The following is a 21,296-nucleotide window of genomic DNA, read 5'->3' on the forward strand; positions in this document are numbered from 1 at the left end:
CGGTGCGCCTCGGGGATTCCAATCAGTTGCGCGTCGGCCAGCTCGCCATCGCGATCGGCAATCCGTACGGTTTCCAATACACAGTCACGTCGGGCGTGGTGAGCGCGCTGGGCCGGTCGTTTCGGGCCGGGTCGGGCCGGCTCATGGATAATCTCATCCAGACGGACGCGGCGTTGAACCCGGGCAATTCCGGCGGGCCACTGGTCAATTCGCGCGGCGAAGTCATCGGCGTGAACACAATGGTGATTCTGCCGGCGCAGGGCTTGTGCTTCGCCATCGCCATCAACACGGCGAAATACATTGCAGGCTGGTTGATCAAGGACGGCGTGATCCGGCGCAGTTACATCGGCGTGGGCGGCCAGACGGCGAAGATCCATCGGCGTGTCGCGCGGCACTACAATCTGCCCGCGGAGACGGGAATGCTTGTGGTCGGCGTCGAGCCCGGCAGTCCCGCGAGCCGCGCCGGTCTGCGCGAGGGCGACATCGTGATCGAATTCGCCGGGCAGGCGATCGCGGGCATTGACGATTTGCACAAGCAACTCACCGGCGCGCACGTCGGCGTGCGTTCGCCGCTCACAATTCTTCGGCACACGGAGAAGTTGACGCTGGAGATCGTGCCAGCGGAGTCGGCATCGAGGGCCCGCTAAGCTCGAGCGTGGCAGGTCCGACTTCAAGGCAGGCAAGGACGCAAAGGCGTCTTCCCGCAGTTCAGTCAGGGCGAGAAACCAACGAAACGAAACGCGCCGATAAACTCATTCCGAACCTGTTGAACTCCGATGCCAAGTAGCCGGTTTGGGACCGTCCACGTTGGCAAAGGCAGGCCGGCGAAAGCGCACGCCTTTCGAAAAAACTTCTTGCGATTTCATTCAATAACTTCTTTGTTCTTGCGTCAGAATCCTTGTGCCGGAACTCCGCTTATGAACAGGATCATTTCGACGCCCGCGTTGGCGTGTCTTCTTCTCGCGATGCTGATAGCCGGCTCGCGGGCGGCTGACGCCGCATCGGAGACGCCGATTTTCAAGGATAAAAATCTGGAGAAGGCGGTCCGCAAGTTTGTCTTTGAAAAGCGCGATAACGACAGGCCGATCGTCGAAGCCGACGTGGTCAATCTTTCCACCATCCAGGGCGTCGGCATGGCGATCACCGATTTGTCCGGGCTTGAAAAATGCGTGAACCTTGCCTCGCTCGATTTGTCGAAGAACAAACTCAAAAGCCTCGCGCCGCTCAAGGGGCTGGCCAAGCTGCAATACCTGAACCTCGCCGGCAATCTGGTCGATGACATCACGCCGCTCGCCGCCGACGCCGCGTTGCAGTATGTCGAACTGTCGAACAACCGCGTGAAGGACCTGAAACCGCTGAGTGGCCTGACCAATCTCGCGTCGCTTTATCTGGCCAGCAATCAGATCACCGATATTTCGCCGATTGTGAAGCTGCCGCGGATGGCGTCATTGTATCTCGACGACAATCACATCAAGAGCCTTGCGGGCATCGGAAACCTGGGCGGCCTCACGACGTTGTCGTTGAGTCGCACGACGGTCTCGGATCTCGCGCCGCTCGACGGGTTGACCAACCTTTTTTACCTTTTCCTGGAAAACAACAAGATACGGGACCTGACGCCACTGGTGAAAATGGCGAAAAAGGACATCGACGGCGAGAAGCGGTTCGCGCCGTTTCTGAACCTTTACATCAAGGGCAATCCGGTGAAGAGCGGTCAAAAATCCCAACTAAAAGATTTCGGAGTCCGGTTGAACGACTAAACTCGCGTTATTATGAAAAACCTCATGGCGGTAACGGCATTGTTTTCTTTTGCCGTCTGGCAGGGCAGCGCGGCGGACAAAGTTGAATTTGCCAAACAAATCCGGCCGATCATCGAACAAAACTGCGTCAAATGCCACGGCCCGGAAAAACAAAAGGGCAAGCTCCGCCTGGACTCGAAGGAAGCGGCGATGAAAGGCGGCAAGGACGGCGTGGTGATCGTCGCCGGGAACGCCGACAAGAGCGAGCTGGTTCGCCGGATCAGCCTGCCGAAGAGTGACGATGATTTCATGCCGAGCGAAGGCGATCCGCTGGCGAAGGAACAGCTGGCCTTGATTCGCGACTGGATCAACGGGGGCGCGGAATGGCCCGAAACCGCCCAGGCGGCAAAACAACCCGAGCCGTCGAATCCCCTGGCGGGACTGCCCGCGGACTTCAAGGCGGGGCCAAACGAGGCTAAAGCAGCCACGAAGCTGGCGCAGCTCGGCGTTGACTTCCGGCCGGTCGCGATGAACACGCACTGGACGGAGGCGAACTTCCGTCCGCAGGGAACCAGCGTCAACGACTCCGCGATAGCGTCGCTGAGGGACCTCGCAAGCCTCACGGATTTGAACCTGGCAAATACGAAGATCACCGACGCCGGGCTGGCGGCCATCGACGATTTGACGAATCTGACCCGGCTGCACCTTGAGTTGACGCCCATCACGGACGCCGGACTGGCGCACTTGAAGAAGCTGACCAACCTCAATTACCTGAACCTGTACGGCACGGCCGTCACGGACGCGGGTCTTGAAAACCTCAAAGGACTCCACAACTTGAAGCATCTCTATCTGTGGCAAACAAAAACCACCGAGGGCGGCGTCAAGCAACTGAAGGAGGCATTGCCGAACGCGGAGATTTCAACGGGCGCGGAACTCAATACAATGGTCAAAAAAGAAGGCGACGGGAAGAAGGAGGAAAAGAAGGAAGAGAAGAAGTAGGCACATTCGGGAACGGTCAGGCTCGGGCCGCAAGAAGCCCCATTGCGGGTCGCGTTTCGAATCCCCGATCCAGTCCCAGGTTGATTCGACCGTCCTTGCGGGCACCTTACTCTGTATTTCAGTGGACGGGTTTTCAGAGGCCGGACGACGAACAACAAAGCTGCCGCGTTGTGGATCGACCAGCTCTGCGCGATGCAGGTAGCAACACCTCCTTTCAGCCGGCGCATTGTTCCAAAACCCCGACTCTTGCGCCGGTGCCGTTTCTTATGAATAATCGCCGCGCCATGCCCGCTCCATCAACGCCCAGCCAAAGCGCCGAGGATTATCTGGAACGAATCCATGAATTGATCGAGGAGAAGGGTTACGCGCGTGTCGTGGACATCGCTTCGTCGCTGGAGGTGAAGCAGGCGTCAGTTACCAGCATGGTGCAGAAGCTCGGCGATCTGGGTTACCTGAATTACGAAAAATACCGCGGCCTGGTACTCACCGAAAAAGGCAAAAAAGTCGCCACGAACATCCAGAGGCGCCACGAAACGCTGTCGCGCTTTTTTTCCCTGTTCGGCCTCGATGCCAAAACCCAGAAACTGGACATTGAAGGCATCGAGCATCATCTCAGCCCGGAAACGGTCGCAGTTCTGGCCGACCTGGCGCGGTTTTTCGAGGAAAGCCCTGACACGCTGAAGCAGTTTCTCAAGTCCCGCAAGCTGGTGAAGTAACCGTTCCGTTCGAACGCACCCTCCCGGAAATCATGCCTGTTGACTGGCCTGCTCTCCTGCAGATTGCGCGAGTCGAGGTGAACAGCGTTGTCCGTTCATTGCCACGCGATTTGCGCGCTGAAGCCGGACGCCTTCCCGTAATTCTGGAAAGACGCCCTGACCGCGCGCTCCGGCAGGATGGGGTCGGGCCGGACACGCTTGGATTGTTCATTGGCGAGCCGTTCTCCGAAACCGGCATGACGACGGCGCCGTTGCCCGCGCAAATCATCCTGTTTCTTGAGAACATCTGGGACGCGGCCGGTGCGGAGGAGCGGGTTTATCGCGAGGAGATTCGCGCCACCTTTCTGCATGAACTGGGTCATTACCTCGGCCTGGACGAAGGTGATCTGGAAGAGCGCGGACTGGAATAGGCCTCTCCACGTGCTTTTCAACCCTCGTCGCCAAATTTTTGTTTTCACCCGCTCAACAACCGGTAAGATGTCGCTCCGGCTTCCCTCACAATGGATTTGAGTCGGGTTGAATAACACCAGGTGTTTTATGGCAAAAGCGATGATGCGGGCGGTCGGAGTCGTCCCGGGCAAACGCGAGGTGCGGTTGATCGAGCATGAGGCGCCGAATGTTTCCGCCGCAAACCAGGTCAAAATCCGATCCCTCGAAGTCGGCGTGTGTGGCACCGACCGCGAGATCTGCACGTTTGTTTATGGCGCGCCGCCGGTCGGATTCGACTATCTCGTGCTCGGCCACGAATCACTGGGTGAAGTTGTCGAGGTGGGTGCCGGCGTTTCGCATCTCAAGCCCGGCGATCTGGTGGTGCCCTCGGTCAGACGTCCATGCGCGCACGAACGTTGCCTGCCCTGCCGCGAGGACAGACAGGATTTCTGTTTCACGGGCGATTTTACGGAGCGCGGCATCAAAATGACCCACGGCTTCATGACCGAGTACTACGTGGAGCAGGAAAAGTTTCTCACTTACGTCCCCGCGGAATTACGTGACGTCGCCGTGCTCGTCGAGCCGCTCACGGTCGCGGAAAAGGGTCTCGCCCAGGTGCGCAAGGTACAGCAGCGGCTGCCCTGGGTCGCGCCCGGCACACCGCCCGATCAAATCGGCGAGGGCAAGACCGCCGTAGTGCTGGGCGCCGGGCCGGTCGGCATTCTGGGCGCAATGGTGCTGCTCATAAACGGCTTCAAAACCTTCGTTTACTCGCGCTCAAAGGCGCCCAATCCGAAGGCCGAACTCGTCGAATCCATCGGGGCAAAATATATTTCGTCCGAAGCAGAGACCGTGGACCAGCTTGCGGAACGAGTCGGGAGCATCGACCTTGTTTACGAGGCCGTCGGCAAGGCGAAAATATCCTATGACGTGTTGCGGATTCTTGGATTGAACGGCATATACGTCTTCACGGGCATTCCCGCGCCCAAGCCGGCCATCGACGTTGAAGCCGACGTCATCATGCGCAATCTCGTTCTGAAAAATCAGGCCGTCGTTGGCACCGTCAATGCCGACCGCGAGGCTTTCGAAGGCGCGATTCGCGACCTCGGCATTTTCCTGAAACGATGGCCCACCGCTGTCCGCTCGCTCATCACGGGCCGTTACAAGATTGACCAATATCGCGATCTGTTGCTGGGCAGGGCGACCGGCATCAAGAACGTGATCGCGCTGGCTTGAGCGATTTCGAGTTCTCCCGGATTGAATTGAACATGATCAAAAACTGGATTGACGCTTCCGTCCCGTTGCACACCGGCATGGTCCACTGGCCTTCCGATCCTTCGGTGCATTTCGAGCGGTTCGCCGATATGAAGAAAGGCGCCGTCTGCAACGTGTCGAAGATGGACCTGTGTTGCCACGCCGGAACGCACATGGACGGCCTCATCCATTTCATCAGGGACGGCGCGCCGCTGGACACAGTGCCCTTCGATGCCGTCATCGGCCCGTGCCGCGTGATTGAGATCGGGGACGATGATTCGGTGAAACCGGCCGAACTGAAAAAGCACAAACTCCGGAAGGGCGAACGCGTGCTGCTCAAGACCCGCAACTCGAAACGCGAGTGGTGGAACGAAACCTTCGACACGAAGTTCATTCACATTTCGCAGCAGGCGGCCCGGCACATGGTGGAGTGCGGCATTCGCACGATCGGAATCGATTACCTCTCCGTCGGCGGCTATCAGCGTGACGGCGTCGAATGCCATCAGGTTCTTTTGGGCGCGGGCATCTGGATCATCGAGGGACTGAATCTGACGAAGGTGAAGGCGGGCAGATACGATCTGATCTGTCTGCCGGTAAAGATCCGCGACAGCGACGGCGCACCGGCGAGGGCTGTCCTGCGCGCAAAGTAGGGCGGGCGTAACGCCTGGCTTCGATTACGCCATCTGCCCGCGCGTCACTCCGAGCTGATTCAGCAGCTTCAATTCACGCCAGAGTTGCGTGCCGGCGATCTCCCCGCGCAGCAGTTGACGATACTTCACAATCGTCCGCTCGACCTGCTCGGGCGTTTCGTTCACGAACTCGACGCGAAACCGCCGCGCGCCCAACGCGAACAGGCGCGACACGAATTCCGCGCCGGTCTGGGCGAGCGCATTGAACACCGTGTTGCGGCAGCCAACGTCCGCCTTGAGCGGATGCAGCGCGCCAACCCGGTCGCGCAATTCCACAGCATGCCTGTCGCAAGGCCGGCCGCAGTCGCGAAAATCCCTCCCCTTCGAGAGGAAGGCGCAGAAGACGCAGTGCTCCATGTGAAACATCGGCATGTGCTGGTGAATCGTGATCTCGAACCACCCGGGCGGCGCGTTCTGAAGGAGCGCTTCAAGCTGTGCGATGTTCAGATCGTAGGACGCGGTCACCCGCTCCAGGCCGGAGCATTGGACGAAATACCCGGCAGTGAGGGGATTGGCCACGTTGAGCGAGAAATCCCCGATGCGACGGCAGTCGGCAAAGAACTTCAAATGATCGTAATTCCGAACCAGATAACCGTCGGCATCGCAGGAACGGACCAGTTTGAGAATCCATTCCTCGCCGGTTTTGAAAATGCGCGGCGGGGCGACCCAAATCGACCGCTGGGAACTGGAGGTTGAAGGTTGAAGTTTCTGTCCTCCATCCGCCCTGCGAAACAGAGTGACCGCCTCGCGATATTTCTTCGGGTCTTCAAACTCACAGTAGATTGTTTCCACGCCGCTGCGCACCGCGGCTTCGAGCTGTGGCAGGTCACGGACGAGAGCGATGAGTCCGGCATCTGCCGGACCGTGGTTGCACCCTTCAGGTTGCGCGAAGGGACGCAAGCTGAAGCCCGCGGCGGCATCCTTATTTAGCGTCCACCTTTTCGGGTGCGCGCGCAGCGTCTCGAGTTGCGCGATCGCCTCGCGCCGCAGCCGGTTTAACTCGCTGACCGGCAGCATCACGTCGCCGTCGAGGAGATTCTGCAGTCCGTCGAGTTTGAATGGAGATCCACCCAGGCGGCCGAGTTGTTCACGCAATCGACCAGTCGAGAGCGGCTGCTTTCCGGCCTTGGCCAGCGGCATCGCGGATGCGGCCTGAACGACGTGGCCGGCTTCATCACGAACAACGAGCGTCAACGACCGGCCGGCGCGCCCGTGAACTTCCATTTGAATCGGCCGTTGGAACTTCGGTTGGCTGCCTTCGAATGTCTTGCGCAGGCGGCGATCCAATTCCGGATCGCTGGTCTTCCATACCTTGTCGCCGACGTGGATGCGCGAGAAGTCAACGTGGCCGCGTCCGAATCGCAGCTCTGCGGTCAGGAAGTCCCTGACTTCGGATCCCGGGTTTCGGACTTCATAGACCCTCCCGCCTTCTTCCCGTTCTTCCGGATGCCCGGCGTCGAACACGACGCCGTCGCCCGGCTTGAGCGGAGCGCCCAGGCTCACAAAAACGCTTTCATTCTGGACGCGCGTCACTTCGCCGAGGTGCACACCGCGCTTCTTGCCGAACCGCGCATGGACGAGTTTCTGATTGTCGATCCCGCGGAACCAGCCGGTGTACAGACCGCGCGAGAAGGCCATCTCCATGTCATAAAGCGACCCGTCGGAAATCCTTCCGAATTCCACGGAACTCGCGGCCGCGACCTTCAGATTACGCGGATCCGGTGACCCCGCGGGCAGGGAGCGCAAGCCGGAGTCTGCGGCAATAGCGTTGAGCGCTTCTCGATAGACACGCGTGATGTTCGCAACGTATTCGGGCGATTTGAGCCGGCCCTCGATCTTCAACGACACCACGCCGGCGCGGACCAGGTCCGGCAACACTTCCAGCCCGGCGAGGTCCTGCGGACTGAGCAGATAGCGTTTGTCACCGAGCGCAACGGGCTGGCCGTCGGAAATCAAATCGTAGGGCATCCGGCAGGCTTGCGCGCATTCGCCACGATTGGCCGAGCGACCGCCCAGCGCTTCGCTGGTAAGACACTGGCCGGAATAGGCGACGCACAATGCGCCGTGGACGAAGACCTCCAAGGGAAGCTGCCTGACGATGGTTGAGTGTTGAGAGTCGCCAGCGAGGGCTGTTTGGATTTTTCCAATTTCATTAAGAGAACATTCACGGGCAAGAACCACGAGATTGCAGCCCAGGTCGCGGGCAAATTCGACGCCGCCCGCGCTGGTGATGGTCATCTGCGTCGAGGCATGAACTGGAAAATCCGGTGAGAGCCCGCGGATCAGGCGGCAGATGCCGATGTCCTGGACGATGGCGGCGTCCACACCGGCGGCAATGATGATCCGCAGGTGTTGTTCGGCCTCCGCCATTTCATTCGCGAACACAAGCGTGTTGAAGGTGACGTAGCCTTTGACTCCACGACAATGCAGGAACTCCATCAGCTTCGGCAGATCGGCTTCGGAGAAATTGTGCGCCCGCATCCGGGCGTTGAATTTTTCCAGGCCGAAGTAAATTGCGTCGGCGCCATTCTCTACCGCGGCCCTGGCGCATTCCCAATCACCGGCCGGGGCGAGCAACTCCGGAATGCGGGGCAGGTCGTCCAGGGGTGGGATCTCGTTGGGCACCGAAACCGGACTGGTCTGGCCGCTGTTCATCAGAGAATCAAAAACTAACTGACTAGGCCGCACGACACAAAGTCTATTCTGTCCTTGGTGCCTTTGGTCCGTGGTGGTTTTATCAGGTCATGCGCGTATTGATCGTTGGCTGCGGTTACGTCGGGCTGCCGTTGGGAGTGGAACTGGCGAGGCAGGGCCACCAGGTGTTCGGCGTCCGTCGAACGAACGCGGCGGAAGCCGGATTGAAGGCTGGCGGCATTCACCCGCTCGTTGCTGACATCACGAGGCCGGAGGACCTGGCAACATTGCCCGCCCCCTTCGACTGGGTCGTGAACTGTGTTTCCTCGGTGAAAGGTGGCGTCGAGGAGTATCGCCACGTTTACCTGAATGGGACCCGCAATTTGATCGAATGGCTGGCGGCGTCGCCCCCGAAGAAGTTCGTTTACACGAGCAGCACCAGCGTTTACGGGCAGGCCGACGGTTCGCTGGTCAAAGAAACGAGCGTAACCGAACCGGCCAGCGAAACGAGCAGGATTCTGGTGGAGACGGAAAAATTTCTGCTCGCCGCCGCGCAGGAGAAAAAATTCCCCGCCGTCATTCTGCGCGTCGCGGGCATCTACGGGGCGGAACGCGGTCACTTATTCCAGCAGTATCTGAAGAACGAAGCAAAGATTGCGGGAAAGGGCGAGCGTCTCATCAACATGATTCACCGCGATGATCTGGTGGGCGTCATCATCGCCGCGCTGAAGAATGGCCGCGCCGGGGAAATTTACAACGCGGTGGACGACGAACCGGTCGCGCAGATCCATTTCTTCCGTTGGCTTTCCGAGACCCTCGGGAAATGGATGCCGCCGTTTGCCGCCGAGGCTGACAACGGGGATCGCAAACGCGGCGTGACCAACAAGAAGGTTTCAAACCGCAAACTGAAAATGGAACTTGGCTATGCGTTCAAGTATCCCACGTTCCGGCAGGGTTACACGGCGGAGATCCTGCGGCTTGAGCGCGAGGGGAAGCTGGACATCGGGTTGGAATCCCGGCAGGACCTTTCTTGAGCTAGAAATTAAAGAGTCGCTGCCGGCTTTGTTTGGATTTGCCAACGGTGAGAAAAAACGAGCTCCAAGAAAAAAGCAGTGGGGGCACGCACATGAAAGCGCTCTCGGCTGGAGTAGGCAGTCCATCAAACCACGATTCCGGTAAAACGTCAGCGGGGAAGAGCCACCAAAAACAAGTCCACAGAAAAAAGACCGTGACTGGAATTACAATGGAGAACAGGGTATGCCGAGGAAGCCATGGGCGCCCGCGCACCCGCCAGTGCCGTGCAACAGACAAGGTGATTGCGAGGTGTGATGCGAGATAGAGGCAAGCCATGACAGGTATTTTACGCCGCCAGGTTACGGCATTGCGAACTCAGTTTCAACTATTCAACCGGAATAGCGGGAGAAATTATTCGATGGCCAGGACTTGTTGAGACTCGAGACGAAAACGCCACCGACCATTGTTCTTTAGCCCACCCGAAAGGAGATCCGCGCAATGAGATCGCGACCGAAACTGTGCTGAAGGCGGTCGAGGATTTCCTTGCGGCGGTAACGGACGATTTCGCTCAACCAAACGCTGCTGTCCACCGTGACGAAGAGCGTGCCCTTGTGCAATCCGGTCGGCTGCGCGTGTGCTGTGAGGTTTGGATCAATGAGGTTGTTCCAGACCCGCACGATTTCCGCCTCGGCGCGTCGGCGGTCAAGGCCGAGGTTCGTGAGTACGCGGGGCATCACGTCGGCGACCGGTTGGGCGCGCAACGCCCGGGCCCTTTCCAGCGGCGCGGTGTCCAGGCCCCGCCATTCGGCAAGCGCGCGCTGCCGCGGTCCGGCCCTGGGCGGACCCAACGGGGGTACGTGTCGCGGGGGGAATCTCAGGGACTGTCCGGGGTTGCTCATGTGTGGCCGCACAACGATGGCGAAACAGCGGCGGGAATCAAGCCCCGGCCGCGGCCGCGGAGGCCGGCACCGGTTCCGCCTTTTGCGAGACGTGTTCGTCGAGCACCAGCACGCCGTGCGGGGGCAGGTCGTAGTTTCCCTGCAACGTCGAGCCGGTCAAAAAATCGTGCATCGGCTTGTAGAACTGGATACGCACCGACGAATTCTGATGGTTGAGCAGAAAATAAATTTTGGTGTCCTCCTTCTGGCGCAGGCTGACTTCCACGGTGTCGGGCACCTTGAGCAGCGGATAGAGGTTGCACAATTGTCGCAGCCAGACAATGAGGTCGTAGTAAAAATGCTGATGGCTCATTGTGCCGATGTAAATCGCCTTACCGTTGCCGAAGGTGTTCATCGTCATCGCCGCCCGGCCGGCGTAGAAGTCCTTCGCGTAGGTCGCCAGAATCTGGCATTCCTTGGGCTCGATGAGGTCGCACCAGAGTCTCGCGGGATGCAGGTGGCTGGTGGGGAACGCGCCCTTGAACGTGAGATGATTCTCCTCGCCAGGCGGCAGCGGGTCGAACTCGAGCACCTCCAGGCCGAACAAATCGGTCAGGTCATGCGGGTAGCCATTGTCGGGCGCGATGTGGTGTTCGTCCACCAGCCCGGTGCTGAACGTGCTGATCAGTGTGCCGCCGTTCTGCACGTAAAGCTTGAGCAGGTCCGCCTCGCCGCCCGCGAGCAGTTTCATTGACGGCGCGATGACCAGTTTGTATTTCGACAGGTCCTCGGTGGGCCGCGCAAAATCCACGGGAATGTTCCGGTCATGGAGGGCGTTGTAGAAAAGCTGGAGGTGTTCGCGCTGGTTGAAATAACGGTTCGGCTGGGGGCCGGTCTGCATCGACCATTCGTTTTCGTGGCTGAACAGGATGCACACTTCCGCCACGACCCGGGTGCCCTCAAGCGCCGGCGTGAGCAGCTTGATCTCGTCACCGATGTGGCTGATTTCCCGGTAAACGCGGTTTTCGCCGCGGCCGTCGTGCGTGAGGACTCCGCCGTAGAATTTTTCCGAGCCGAGGCGCGCCTGGCGCCACAGAAAGTAGAGCAGGCCCGTCGCGCCGCGTGAAATCGCCTGGTAGGTGAACAGCCGGACGATGCCCGGGCGGACCAGGGAATTGACCTCCTGCCAGTTCACGTTGCCGGCCTTCTGCTCGACGACCCAAAAACCGCTGTTGGCCCCGCCCGGCGTCCTGATGTTCGATTTCTTCAGCGAGCGGAGCATGTCAATGCCACAGGCGTTTTCGGCGGACTTGCTCTTGATGGTGGCGTTGCTGTCCACGCCGACGTAATCCAGCACGCTGGCCACGTCGAAATGGTCGAAGCTGCGCGTGAGCGCACGGAGGTTGTTCGTGACCGCGACTCCCGGCGTCAACTCGTGAAGCAGATCCGCCTGCATCTTCACGAAGGCGACGATCGTGTCGCTCGAAAAGCGCATCCAATCGAGCAGTAATGCCGGGTTATAAACCGTCGGTGTCTGCATCGGCATCGGCACGTCTTCGAACCGGGTCACGAGCTGCGCCCAAAACCGCGTGCCCATGAATTCGTTGAGGCGTTCGACGGTTTCGTATTTTGCCTTTAACCACGCGTGCCAGTCCCGGCGCGTCTCCTCGTTGAACGAGGCCTCGGTGTTGTGGCCGCCAATGCCGTTGTCGATCTGCCACGCGATCAGTTGCGGATGTTTGCCGAGCGCCCCGGCCAGTTCGGTGATTATTTTTTTGCAATGATCCCAATAGACGCTGCTGTTCATGCAATAGGCCTTGCGAGTCCCTTCGTGCTTGAGCAGGCCGCGTTCGTCGAGCGGGAGGATTTCCGGATGCTTTTTCGCGAGCCAGATGGGCGGGGCGGCGGTCGGCGTGCCCAGCATGATCTGGATACCGGCGTTGCCCATCACGTCCATCGCGCGCTTCATCCAGGCAAAATCGTATTTTCCTTCCTCCGGTTCGTAGAGGCCCCAGGCAAACTCGCCCATCCGCACCACATTGATTCCGGCGGCGACCATCAACTCCGCGTCACGCTGCCAGCGGGATTCTGGCTCTTCGGGACTGCCTGCGTAAGGATAAACCCAATGCTCCGGATAATAATCGGTGCCGAAATACATAGGCGTTCTTGGGCTGGATTTGACCCGATTCTAAATCGCCGTCCCAAGGGCGCAACGACAAAATGGCGTCAGAATCGCGGATGAATGCGCTGGGACACCCGGGTTTGAAGCAACACGGAGAGCGCGACGCAAACGGGCAACCGGATGTTGCGAAACGCCCGTCGCTTCTCGACTGCTCCGCCGGGGCAGGTCCCGCGTGCTTGAAAATCTCCGAGAAACTTTGCGGCGCCGCGGCAGCATCTTGCGTTTGAGGTTCAGGCAGTCGGCGGGGTTTGCGCGCGTCACCATCGCCATTTAACAACGAACTGCTACACTATCACCATGCAGCCACTGGCGCCGCCTGACACGTTCCATCTGTCCGCTGCGGTCGGCTGGTTGGAACTGGGCGACGCGCGCGAAGCCGTGGTCGAGTTGACGAAGATAACGCGGGCTTTGCAATCGCACCCGGATGTCCTGGAAATCCGCTGGCTGATCCACGCACACGAGGAAAACTGGGAGGAGGCGCTGGCCGCGGCGCGAGCGCTCGTCGAGGGCTGCCCGAAGCGCTCCTCCGGCTGGCTGCACCGGGCCTACGCGTTGCGGCGCGTAAAGACCGGAGGACTTCAGGCGGCATGGGACGCCCTGCGGCCCGCGTTTGAGAAATTTCCCGATGAACCGACGGTTCCCTACAACCTCGCCTGTTACGCCTGCCAGATGCGGCGGCTCGATGAAGCGCGCGACTGGTTGCAATGCGCGATCAAAGCCGGTGGCAAAGAGAAGGTCAAACGGATGGCGCTGAACGACGACGATCTCAAATCACTTTGGGACGAGATCAAGCGGCTTTGACTCTGGTGTACATTCGGGCGTTTTCGTGGAGCGCCGGCTCCTCGGGCGCGTTTTCGGTTGAACGCTGCCGTCGGTTTGAATTGTGGTAATTTGCCTGCACAGAAGATCGCGAACCTAATTCAAATTTTCACCGCAATGGATGGAACCGAGCCATTACACTTGTGTGACGATGCGCGTACATTGCGGTCTGATAACCATGGGCTCATGGCTTTTCCATGACAACACGGGAAAAAATCCTGGTGAGTGTCGCTGTAGTTCTATCGCTCCCCATTGTTTTGCTGCTCGGCTACGACGGGGTTTACGGGCCGATCAAGTTCCGCTACATCGTTGCGCGCGTGGAATCGGCGCGGTCAGCAGCCGAAGAGAAGCGGGCGTTCACCCTGGCAGCAAATTGGGGTCGGGTCTGGGAAGTTGAACGCTTGCGGCCGGCAGATTGGCCGGCGCGACTTTCTCGCCCTCCGAGCGACTGGCTTTTGCGTTTGGAGTGGCTCGAGTCCTCGCCTTGGAGCGGGTCTCCTTATGTTGCCTTTCGCGGCGTCATTGATACGAATAATCTCACGATCCTTTGGACCAAAAAATACTGAGGCGGGCTTGCGCGCGCCAGAATGGTCCCTCACAACAACGCCAATTGTCTCCCTGACACTTCGCCCAATCCACTGACGCCGAGTCCGATCAACCGCAGCGGCCTCGACACCAGCTTCTCTTTCGCCAGCAAAAAACAGCCGAGACGGTAAATGTCCTGTGCCTCGGTAACCGGTTCTTCCACCGAAATCTGGCGCGTCAGCGTCCGGAAATCGCTGTAACGAATCTTGACCTGGAGAGTTTTCGCCGCGAGGCGTCGGCGCTTGAGCTTCGCTGAGATGTCCGCGGCCTGTTCGCGCAGACACTTGCGCAACGTGGCGCGGTCGTCCGTATCGCGCAGAAACGTCTCCTCGCTGCTGATGCTTTTGACTTCGTCGCCCAACTCGATCGGGCGATCGTCGTCACCGAACGCGAACCGCTTGAGTTTCGGTCCGAACGAGCCGACCAGCGCGCGCAGGTCGCCCGGATGGTCCTGCAAATCGCCGACTGTTGTGATGCCCGCTTGATTGAGCGCCTGCTCCGTGACCTTGCCGACGCCATGGATCACGCGCACGGGCATTGGCCGCAAAAACAGGATTTTGTCCCGTTCGGGAATGAGCGTCAGTCCGTCCGGCTTGTGGAAATCGCTGGCGAGCTTTGCGAGCAATTTGTTCGCGGCGATACCCACGCTGGCGGTGAGGTGTCGTTCCGAGAAAATCTTCCGCTTCAATTCGCGCGCCATCGGCACCGCGCGAAAGAGCGCGTCGTCGGCGTCACTGCCCCTGCAGATCTGTGAAAGATCGAGATACGCCTCGTCAATCGACACCGGCTCGATGAGCGCGCCGCTTTCTACGACGAGGGCCATGATGCTGCGCGACTCCTCTTTGTAAGCCTCCATGCGCGGCCGGACGAAAACGCCCTTCGGGCAAAGCCGGCCCGCCGTGACGCTGGGCATCGCCGACCGCACGCCGAATTTGCGCGCCTCATAACTCGCGGCGCAAACGACGCCACGCTGTGTCGGCGGACTGCCGACGATTACCGGCTTGCCGCGCAACTCAGGGTTGTCACGCTGCTCGACGGCGGCGTAGAACGCGTCCATGTCGAGGTGGAAAATGACGCGGAACATCGAAGATGGCAGCCGGCGTCGATGCCGGCCAAAAACTCAGGTCGCGGGCAGAAAGCCGCCTGATCGCGCGTCAATTGGCCTGGAGCCGGTAAAAGGTTTTGCCCGCCCCGCCGGTCGTGGTCGTTACGCGGAACTTCGAGTTGGCGACAAGCGTTTGGAACGAAGCGGAACCGTTCGTCGTCCAGGTTCCGGCCACATCCGGCGCTTGGAGTAGTTGAAAGTTCATCCCCGCCCGGTAATTCGTCACGTCGAAATCGATTTGCACATTGGCTCCGGCCACCGATGGGCTGCCGTTGAATTGCACCGTGGCGGGCGCAATATTGGCCGCCGTGACGCGCAAAAGCGGTCCCCAGTCAAGATAGCGACCGGAGACTTGAGCGCGGACCCGCAGTGAATAGTCGCCGGAGTTGGTCGGGGAGAAAACAAACGAAGTTCCGTTGGGAATGTCGGTGACGGTAGGGTTGCTGAGTTGCTCGGCCCCCGTGACGGAAATGTTGTCAATGTAAAAGCCGACTCCGGGGCTGACGTCGTAGTAAGAACCGGAGGAAAAATCATAGGCAAAGCGGATTTGGATTTGCTGGCCAGTAAAGCTGCTCAGCGAAACCGTCCGCTGGTTGAAGCTGGTGTCGCCGTTATCGCCTGTGCCTGCCTGACTCCACACGTCCTGCCAGTTGGCACCGTTATCGGTTGAGACTTGCGCCCGAGCGACTTGATTTGGGAACGCCCAACTGAGCTGACTGTAGAAAATCAATTGGCTGCTTGCGGTCGCACGAAGGGTGGCGTTCAACGTGAGGAATTGGTCGGTCGGCGGCGTTGGTTGAGCCAGGCGAAACGAGTTGTTCCCTTGGAACTTGATGGTGCTGTCGATGACCGAGTACCCGGACGATGTCACCGCCGTGACATCGACCAGCCCATTCTCCGCGCCCTCCACTGCCGTGAACGGCACGATTTGCGTCTGCTCCCATTGATAACCGGTCGCCGCGCCAACAGGCGTGAAGGCATAAGTGTTGTTCTGATTCAATGCAGCGGGATTCGGGCCCGAAATCAGGGGCGGCGAATAGACCGGAAGATAATCCACTTTTAGGTTCATCAGACCGGAAACGGTGACCTGCTGCTGGTTGGTCGCCAGACCGGGCGCTGAGAATGTCAGTGTGTAGGTCCCATTGCCGGGCACGGGCACCGCGTAACCGCCTGAGTTCGCCGTCACTGAATGAAAGCTTGACCCGTTGACATCCACGATCACGCCGCCGATTCCCTCCGCCAGATCGTAAAAGTTGTTTGTGTTAAAATCATAATAGACAACGCCCGTAATCAGTGGCGTGGCCGATTGACGGGTACCGAGGTCTTGCGTCACCAACTGCGGCCCGACGGTCCCGTTACTGCCATCAACGACCCCGACGCCGATCTCGCGGAATGAAGCGTTGGCAATGTTTTCTCGGTGTCCCGGCGGACTTTGCATTCCACCGGGACCGTTGCCCCAGTCCACATTGAAACCCGCATGGCCATACCAGACAGATTTGGAATAGGAGAACACATTCTCGCCCAGCGAGGACCAAGGATAACCTGAAGCCGTCGCGCGTTGTCCGAGTGTGGAACCATCCGAACCGTTGTGACCCTGGAATTGATTGGTGAACATGTCGCCGCTATGCAACCGCGCGGCGTCGAGAAGTTGGGCGTTCATCGCCAGCGGCGGGGCGGCGGCAATGGCGTCAAACTGGCTTTGCATTAACGTGAGATCCACGCTGAAAAAGCCATAGGCTGACAACACGTCGGCGTCGGTGGTCGTGGCGAGACGAACGCCTTCAGCCGGTGGATCAGCCCGGGAGCGATTGATGTATTCCAAATAAAGCTGCTCTTCATCGGTTGGATCGCCGATGGAATACAACGTCGGGCCTTGCGGGTGCGGCGATGGCCGCGCTGTGCCCGGCACTCTGAACTCGACTGGCGGCGCAGGGGGAGGGGCCTGCGGTGCCGGGCCCGGTTGGATTGTTGGCGCTACGTTTCCACCAAGCGCCACCGAGTGAATCGCGCCAATAAACGCGAACAAAACAGCGGGTACGCCTGTATGATTTAGAACGGACCGCGCGGCAAGATTCGGCTTCATGTTGAGATGGCAGTTTGAAAGCGGGGCGCGCTTTCGCGAGCGATGGTCAAACATTCGCGTCGGCTTTGGGTTTCGCGGGTCGCACGGAACGCTTGGGAACTATATCGAAGATTGCCGTTCAAGAGAAACGATTTTTCTACCGTCCATAAAGCAAATTGCCAGGACCGAAAACGGGGTCATCGCGCGGCTCGGCGTCGCGCCGCTCATTTGCTTTGCTGTCCTGGACCCAAATGGCAAAAATGTCCGCCGCATGAACCGAACGACCCAGCTCGTGCTCGAAGTTTGCGCCCTTTGCGTGCGGCGTGGCAGGACGACGATTCTCCGCGATGTCTCGTGGCGGGTCGAACGCGGCCAGCACTGGGTGGTTCTCGGCGCGAACGGCTCCGGCAAGACGTCGCTGCTCAGCGCCCTGACCGGCTACCTGACGCCGTCAGCCGGCGAAATCGCCGTTCTCGGCGAGCGCTACGGCCAGACCGACTGGCGGGAATTGCGCAAGCGCATTGGTCTCGTCAGTTCGTCCGTGCGCCAGATGATGCCGGAAAATGAACCGGCCCTCGATACGGTGATCAGCGGCAAGTACGCGATGATTGATTTTTGGGGTCGCGCCACCAGGGCAGACCGCGCCCGGGCGATGCGCATCCTGCGGCGGATCGAGTGCGATTACCTGGCGGACCGGCCCTGGGCGTTTTTGTCGCAGGGTGAACGCCAGCGAGTGCTCATCGGACGCGCGTTGATGGCGCGGCCTCCGGTGCTGATTCTCGACGAACCGTGCGCCGGGCTGGATCCCGTCGCCCGCGAGCATTTCCTGCAATTCCTAAATCGCCTTGGCCGGATGCGAAACGGTCCGACACTCGTGCTCGTGACTCATCATGTCGAAGAAATCATGCCGGTGTTCAGCCACGCGTTGCTGCTCAAATCCGGCGAGGTCCTGGCAAGCGGCAAGAAGCAGACCGTGTTGCGTTCAGGGCCGCTTTCGCGGGCGTTTGGTTCGATGGTCCGCTTGCGGGTTGGACCCGGGCGGTACTCGCTCGAGGTGTCGAAGGCCGTGAACACGGTGATTTGACTTGTTTGAGACCAAATACGGGACCGCCCTTGCGCGTAATTCTTTCCTCAACAGGCTGTTTTCTCTTTCGTTTTTTGCCGGCCATTTTAAGATGCACGGATGTCCCGTGATTATTGGTTAAGCCGGACTACTCGATTCTATCAGCCACCATGTAATGGGACATGACCCGCAAAAAACGCTTGTGAAAAATTTCACGATGCGGCACTTTCTCCCGCGCTTTTGGCACTAAAGTAAATGTATCCGCGGGGAGACGGTGTCTCTGTGGACGCCAGACCCAGACCTGATGCCCATCATTAAAACAGTCGTGTTCGCGCTCGCCCTGCTGGCGTCGCCGACAATTTCTTCAGCGGCGGAGAACGTGCCGGCTGCAGCGGCATCGGCCGTCGGAGTTGAACAGGCGTTGGCGGCAGGCGCGGAGCACGGCATCCCGCAAAAGGCACAGCCGCTCGCGGGTGAACGCGGCTTGATCACGAACTCGATGCTCGTGACCTGGATTGTGGCCGCGGGTTTGATCATTTTCGCCCGCTTCGCCACGCGACGGATTCAGGAGGTGCCGAGTGGCGCGCAGAATTTCTGGGAATGGCTGGTGGAAAGCCTGCATGATTTTCTCGAAGGCATCATCGGGCATGACCTAGTCAAGAAAACGTTCTGGTTCTTTGCGACGATTTTCATCTTCATTCTGTTCACCAACTGGTTCGGATTGATTCCCGGCGTCGGCACGATTGGCTGGGGCATGCCAAAAGAGCCGGGCAGCTTTTTGCTGGTGCATGTCGGCCGCCCGCTGCTGCGCGGGGGCAATGCCGACCTCAACATGACCTTCGCGATGGCTGCCGTTTTCATGGTCTGCTGGTTCGTCTGGGCACTGCAGGCCAATGGCGTCAAGGGTTTCCTTCTCCATTTGTTCGGACCGAAGGGCGAATCCGCGGGCCTGTTGAGACTGTTGTTGATTGTGATTTTCTTCCTGGTCGGTTTCCTGGAGGTCTTTTCGATCATGTTCCGTCCGGTTTCCCTGAGCTTCCGTTTGTTCGGCAACATTTTCGCGGGCGAAAACATGCTCGAAGCGATGGCCAACCTCGTGCCCTCGCTGAAATGGCTGCTGCCGGTCCCATTCTACTTCATGGAACTGCTGGTCGGGCTGGTGCAGGCGCTGGTGTTCATGCTGTTGACGGCCGTGTTCACGATGCTGATCTGCATGCACGAGGAAGGACACGAGACCGCGCATCATTGAAAAAGATTTCAGCGGTTCGACCGTGTTCAATCGCGGGAGCCGCTGAGGAAAAAAGAAAGGACAAAAGTATGTTAATGCCAATGCTGGCAGAATTGAGTGGCAACCTGCACGTCGGTCTGGCGGCGCTCGGCGCGGCCCTCGGCGTGGGTTTCATCGGCATGAAGGCTTCGGAGGCCGTGGGACGCAATCCCGGCGCTTCGACCAAAATCCTGGTGCAATCCATCCTGGCCATCGCGTTCGCCGAGGCCATCGTGTTCTATGCCCTCTTCCTCGTGAAGGAAGTCGCGCCGGTCGCCCACTAATCGCCGGGCGCGGAGCCGTGCCGGCTCCGCGCCTGCATTAACAAACGAGTTTATGAGTCATTCAATTCTGCTTGCGGACATCGGGAGCGATCTCGCCCGGACGGCGAAAGGCACGGCCGAAACATTCGGTTTGGATCTGCCGCATTTCGTTGCGCAGGTGATCAGTTTCAGCATCGTAGCCTTCTTGCTCTACAAGTTCGCCTACAAACCCATCCTCGATGTGCTCGAGCAGCGCAGGCAGCGCATCGCCGAGGGCCTGGCCAACGCGGAGAAGATCAAACAAGAGCTGGCCAATGCGCAAACCAAAGCGCAGGAGATTTTGAATCAGGCCAGCACGCAGGCCAACAGGCTGATCGAGGAAGCCCGGGGAGCGGCGGCGAAGGTCCTGGAGGTAGAATCGCAGAAGGCCGTTGCCACGGCGAACGACATTATCACCAAGGCGCGCCAGGCGAGCGAAGCGGAACTGGCCCGCATGAAGGCGGAACTCCGCCGGGAAGTGGGACGCCTGGTGGTTGCGACCGCCGCAAAGGTCACCGGAAACATTTTGACGCCGGAACAGCAAAGCCGTCTGGCGGAAGACACGGCGTCGCAACTGGCAAACAATTGATGAAGATTTCCAAACAGGCCCGGCGCGACGCGAAGACGCTGTTCACCGCCTGCAAGGTCAACGGTTTGCTCGACGAAACCCGCGTCCGCCAGACCGTAAGCGCGGTCATCACTCAAAAACCGCGTGGCTATGTGGGAATTCTTTCGCACTTCCAGCGGCTCGTGAAGCTCGACATCGAGAGACGCACGGCGCGCGTTGAGAGCGCAGCGCAGTTGAGTGAGTCCCTCATCGCTTCAGTCAGGGCGAGCCTTGCGCAACGCTACGGGCAGGGTCTGGATGTGAGTTTCACGGTGAACCCGACGCTGGTTGGCGGGTTGCGCGTGAAGGTGAGCAGTGACGTTTTTGATGGCAGTGTGCGGGCGCGGTTGAATGCGCTTGCCGAGACCATGTAGTTTTCATGAAGCACGGAATTGAAATTCTGATATGAGCAATCTACTGCAGGAAATTGAGGCGCAAATCGCCGGCGTGAAAACGTCGGTGGCAAAACAAAACGTAGGCACCGTCCGCGAAATCTCCGACGGCGTGGCCAAGATCGAAGGCCTGACCGACGCGATGTTGAACGAGATGCTCGACTTCGGCAACGGCGTCGTCGGCCTGGCGTTGAACCTCGAGGAGACCGAGGTGGGCGCGATCATTCTGGGCGATTATCTCCAGGTTCATGAAGGCTCCGAGGTGAAGACCACGGGCAAACTGCTCTCCGTGCCGGTGGGCAAGGGATTGCTCGGCCGGGTGGTGGATTCACTGGGCCGCCCCGTGGACGGCAAAGGGCCGATCAAGGAGACCGCTTTTTATCCGGTGGAAAAAATCGCGCCCGGCATCGTGAAGCGCCGCTCGGTGAGCCAGCCGGTGCAGACCGGCATTATGGCGATCGACGCCATGATCCCGATCGGCCGCGGCCAGCGTGAGTTGATCATCGGCGACCGTTCGACCGGCAAGACGACCATCGGCGTGGACACGATGATCAACCAGGCCC

Annotated in this window: 21 protein-coding genes; 16 read left to right on the forward strand and 5 right to left on the reverse strand. The window is 59.5% G+C overall.

The features are described from left to right. The 7 genes from VN887_14820 to VN887_14850 form a co-directional block, all read left to right on the forward strand. A partial coding sequence (locus VN887_14820; GenBank protein HXT41280.1) for a trypsin-like peptidase domain-containing protein occupies positions 1-647 on the forward strand: 647 nt, incomplete at its 5' end. A 270-nt stretch (positions 648-917) separates the two neighbouring features. Then, positions 918-1,757: a leucine-rich repeat domain-containing protein gene (locus VN887_14825; protein HXT41281.1), complete on the forward strand. Its 840-nt coding sequence runs from the start codon at positions 918-920 to the stop codon at positions 1,755-1,757. 12 nt (positions 1,758-1,769) lie between these two features. Continuing rightward, positions 1,770-2,735: a c-type cytochrome domain-containing protein gene (locus tag VN887_14830; GenBank protein HXT41282.1), complete on the forward strand. Its 966-nt coding sequence runs from the start codon at positions 1,770-1,772 to the stop codon at positions 2,733-2,735. A gap of 284 nt (positions 2,736-3,019) precedes the next feature. Further along, the gene (gene mntR, locus VN887_14835; protein HXT41283.1) at positions 3,020-3,451 is read left to right on the forward strand and encodes a transcriptional regulator MntR; all 432 of its coding nucleotides are present in this window, start codon (positions 3,020-3,022) and stop codon (positions 3,449-3,451) included. A 32-nt stretch (positions 3,452-3,483) separates the two neighbouring features. Beyond that, positions 3,484-3,861 (forward strand): metallopeptidase family protein, encoded by a 378-nt coding sequence (locus tag VN887_14840; GenBank protein ID HXT41284.1) that lies wholly within the window; start codon positions 3,484-3,486, stop codon positions 3,859-3,861. A gap of 127 nt (positions 3,862-3,988) precedes the next feature. Next, on the forward strand, positions 3,989-5,116 hold the full coding sequence (locus VN887_14845; protein ID HXT41285.1) for a glucose 1-dehydrogenase: 1,128 nt from the start codon (positions 3,989-3,991) through the stop codon (positions 5,114-5,116). Between the two features lie 32 nt (positions 5,117-5,148). Next, a complete protein-coding gene (locus VN887_14850; protein ID HXT41286.1) occupies positions 5,149-5,784 on the forward strand; it encodes a cyclase family protein in 636 nt (211 codons plus the stop codon). Positions 5,785-5,808: 24 nt separating this feature from the next. Here the strand turns inward: VN887_14850 and VN887_14855 are convergent, their stop codons facing one another. Next, a complete protein-coding gene (locus tag VN887_14855; protein ID HXT41287.1) occupies positions 5,809-8,478 on the reverse strand; it encodes a DUF3656 domain-containing protein in 2,670 nt (889 codons plus the stop codon). Between the two features lie 89 nt (positions 8,479-8,567). Here VN887_14855 and VN887_14860 point away from each other — a divergent pair, with 89 nt between their 5' ends. After that, positions 8,568-9,491: an SDR family oxidoreductase gene (locus tag VN887_14860; GenBank protein HXT41288.1), complete on the forward strand. Its 924-nt coding sequence runs from the start codon at positions 8,568-8,570 to the stop codon at positions 9,489-9,491. A gap of 450 nt (positions 9,492-9,941) precedes the next feature. Here the strand turns inward: VN887_14860 and VN887_14865 are convergent, their stop codons facing one another. Together VN887_14865 and VN887_14870 are read right to left on the reverse strand one after the other, a co-directional pair. Continuing rightward, a complete protein-coding gene (locus VN887_14865) occupies positions 9,942-10,370 on the reverse strand; it encodes a DUF721 domain-containing protein (GenBank protein ID HXT41289.1) in 429 nt (142 codons plus the stop codon). A 37-nt stretch (positions 10,371-10,407) separates the two neighbouring features. Further along, complete coding sequence (locus tag VN887_14870) at positions 10,408-12,507, reverse strand: beta-galactosidase (protein HXT41290.1); 2,100 nt, start codon at positions 12,505-12,507, stop codon at positions 10,408-10,410. A 321-nt stretch (positions 12,508-12,828) separates the two neighbouring features. Here VN887_14870 and VN887_14875 point away from each other — a divergent pair, with 321 nt between their 5' ends. Further along, positions 12,829-13,332 carry a tetratricopeptide repeat protein gene (locus VN887_14875; protein HXT41291.1) on the forward strand — a complete coding sequence of 168 codons (504 nt, stop codon included), beginning with the start codon at positions 12,829-12,831 and terminating at the stop codon, positions 13,330-13,332. 215 nt (positions 13,333-13,547) lie between these two features. Continuing rightward, positions 13,548-13,916 (forward strand): hypothetical protein, encoded by a 369-nt coding sequence (locus tag VN887_14880; GenBank protein HXT41292.1) that lies wholly within the window; start codon positions 13,548-13,550, stop codon positions 13,914-13,916. A 29-nt stretch (positions 13,917-13,945) separates the two neighbouring features. Here VN887_14880 and dinB read toward each other — a convergent pair whose 3' ends face one another. Together dinB and VN887_14890 are read right to left on the reverse strand one after the other, a co-directional pair. Continuing rightward, positions 13,946-15,019, reverse strand: a complete 1,074-nt coding sequence (gene dinB, locus VN887_14885; GenBank protein ID HXT41293.1) for a DNA polymerase IV — start codon at positions 15,017-15,019, stop codon at positions 13,946-13,948. A gap of 70 nt (positions 15,020-15,089) precedes the next feature. After that, on the reverse strand, positions 15,090-17,123 hold the full coding sequence (locus VN887_14890) for a CAP domain-containing protein (protein ID HXT41294.1): 2,034 nt from the start codon (positions 17,121-17,123) through the stop codon (positions 15,090-15,092). 250 nt (positions 17,124-17,373) lie between these two features. Here VN887_14890 and VN887_14895 point away from each other — a divergent pair, with 250 nt between their 5' ends. The 6 genes from VN887_14895 to VN887_14920 form a co-directional block, all read left to right on the forward strand. Next, entirely contained in the window at positions 17,374-18,186 is an 813-nt protein-coding gene (locus VN887_14895) for an ABC transporter ATP-binding protein (GenBank protein ID HXT41295.1), read from the forward strand. A 283-nt stretch (positions 18,187-18,469) separates the two neighbouring features. Beyond that, on the forward strand, positions 18,470-19,414 hold the full coding sequence (gene atpB, locus VN887_14900) for a F0F1 ATP synthase subunit A (protein HXT41296.1): 945 nt from the start codon (positions 18,470-18,472) through the stop codon (positions 19,412-19,414). 68 nt (positions 19,415-19,482) lie between these two features. Then, positions 19,483-19,716, forward strand: a complete 234-nt coding sequence (locus VN887_14905; GenBank protein ID HXT41297.1) for an ATPase — start codon at positions 19,483-19,485, stop codon at positions 19,714-19,716. 52 nt (positions 19,717-19,768) lie between these two features. Then, on the forward strand, positions 19,769-20,323 hold the full coding sequence (atpF, locus tag VN887_14910) for a F0F1 ATP synthase subunit B (GenBank protein ID HXT41298.1): 555 nt from the start codon (positions 19,769-19,771) through the stop codon (positions 20,321-20,323). Further along, on the forward strand, positions 20,323-20,715 hold the full coding sequence (locus VN887_14915) for a F0F1 ATP synthase subunit delta (GenBank protein ID HXT41299.1): 393 nt from the start codon (positions 20,323-20,325) through the stop codon (positions 20,713-20,715). The genes atpF and VN887_14915 overlap by 1 nt, the downstream gene beginning before the upstream one ends. A gap of 31 nt (positions 20,716-20,746) precedes the next feature. Further along, on the forward strand, positions 20,747-21,296 hold a 550-nt coding region (locus VN887_14920; GenBank protein ID HXT41300.1), incomplete at its 3' end, for a F0F1 ATP synthase subunit alpha.

The sequence above is a fragment of the Candidatus Angelobacter sp. genome, assembly GCA_035607015.1.
Lineage (GTDB): Bacteria > Verrucomicrobiota > Verrucomicrobiia > Limisphaerales > AV2 > AV2.

Bases quoted from the DNA above. Each gene is read 5' to 3' on its own strand.
- VN887_14825 (HXT41281.1), top strand. From the start codon at position 918: ATGAACAGGATCATTTCGACGCCCGCGTTGGCGTGTCTTCTTCTCGCG.
- VN887_14830 (HXT41282.1), top strand. From the start codon at position 1,770: ATGAAAAACCTCATGGCGGTAACGGCATTGTTTTCTTTTGCCGTCTGG.
- mntR (HXT41283.1), top strand. From the start codon at position 3,020: ATGCCCGCTCCATCAACGCCCAGCCAAAGCGCCGAGGATTATCTGGAA.
- VN887_14840 (HXT41284.1), top strand. From the start codon at position 3,484: ATGCCTGTTGACTGGCCTGCTCTCCTGCAGATTGCGCGAGTCGAGGTG.
- VN887_14845 (HXT41285.1), top strand. From the start codon at position 3,989: ATGGCAAAAGCGATGATGCGGGCGGTCGGAGTCGTCCCGGGCAAACGC.
- VN887_14850 (HXT41286.1), top strand. From the start codon at position 5,149: ATGATCAAAAACTGGATTGACGCTTCCGTCCCGTTGCACACCGGCATG.
- VN887_14855 (HXT41287.1), bottom strand. From the start codon at position 8,478: ATGAACAGCGGCCAGACCAGTCCGGTTTCGGTGCCCAACGAGATCCCA.
- VN887_14860 (HXT41288.1), top strand. From the start codon at position 8,568: ATGCGCGTATTGATCGTTGGCTGCGGTTACGTCGGGCTGCCGTTGGGA.
- VN887_14865 (HXT41289.1), bottom strand. From the start codon at position 10,370: ATGAGCAACCCCGGACAGTCCCTGAGATTCCCCCCGCGACACGTACCC.
- VN887_14870 (HXT41290.1), bottom strand. From the start codon at position 12,507: ATGTATTTCGGCACCGATTATTATCCGGAGCATTGGGTTTATCCTTAC.
- VN887_14875 (HXT41291.1), top strand. From the start codon at position 12,829: ATGCAGCCACTGGCGCCGCCTGACACGTTCCATCTGTCCGCTGCGGTC.
- VN887_14880 (HXT41292.1), top strand. From the start codon at position 13,548: ATGACAACACGGGAAAAAATCCTGGTGAGTGTCGCTGTAGTTCTATCG.
- dinB (HXT41293.1), bottom strand. From the start codon at position 15,019: ATGTTCCGCGTCATTTTCCACCTCGACATGGACGCGTTCTACGCCGCC.
- VN887_14890 (HXT41294.1), bottom strand. From the start codon at position 17,123: ATGAAGCCGAATCTTGCCGCGCGGTCCGTTCTAAATCATACAGGCGTA.
- VN887_14895 (HXT41295.1), top strand. From the start codon at position 17,374: ATGAACCGAACGACCCAGCTCGTGCTCGAAGTTTGCGCCCTTTGCGTG.
- atpB (HXT41296.1), top strand. From the start codon at position 18,470: ATGCCCATCATTAAAACAGTCGTGTTCGCGCTCGCCCTGCTGGCGTCG.
- VN887_14905 (HXT41297.1), top strand. From the start codon at position 19,483: ATGTTAATGCCAATGCTGGCAGAATTGAGTGGCAACCTGCACGTCGGT.
- atpF (HXT41298.1), top strand. From the start codon at position 19,769: ATGAGTCATTCAATTCTGCTTGCGGACATCGGGAGCGATCTCGCCCGG.
- VN887_14915 (HXT41299.1), top strand. From the start codon at position 20,323: ATGAAGATTTCCAAACAGGCCCGGCGCGACGCGAAGACGCTGTTCACC.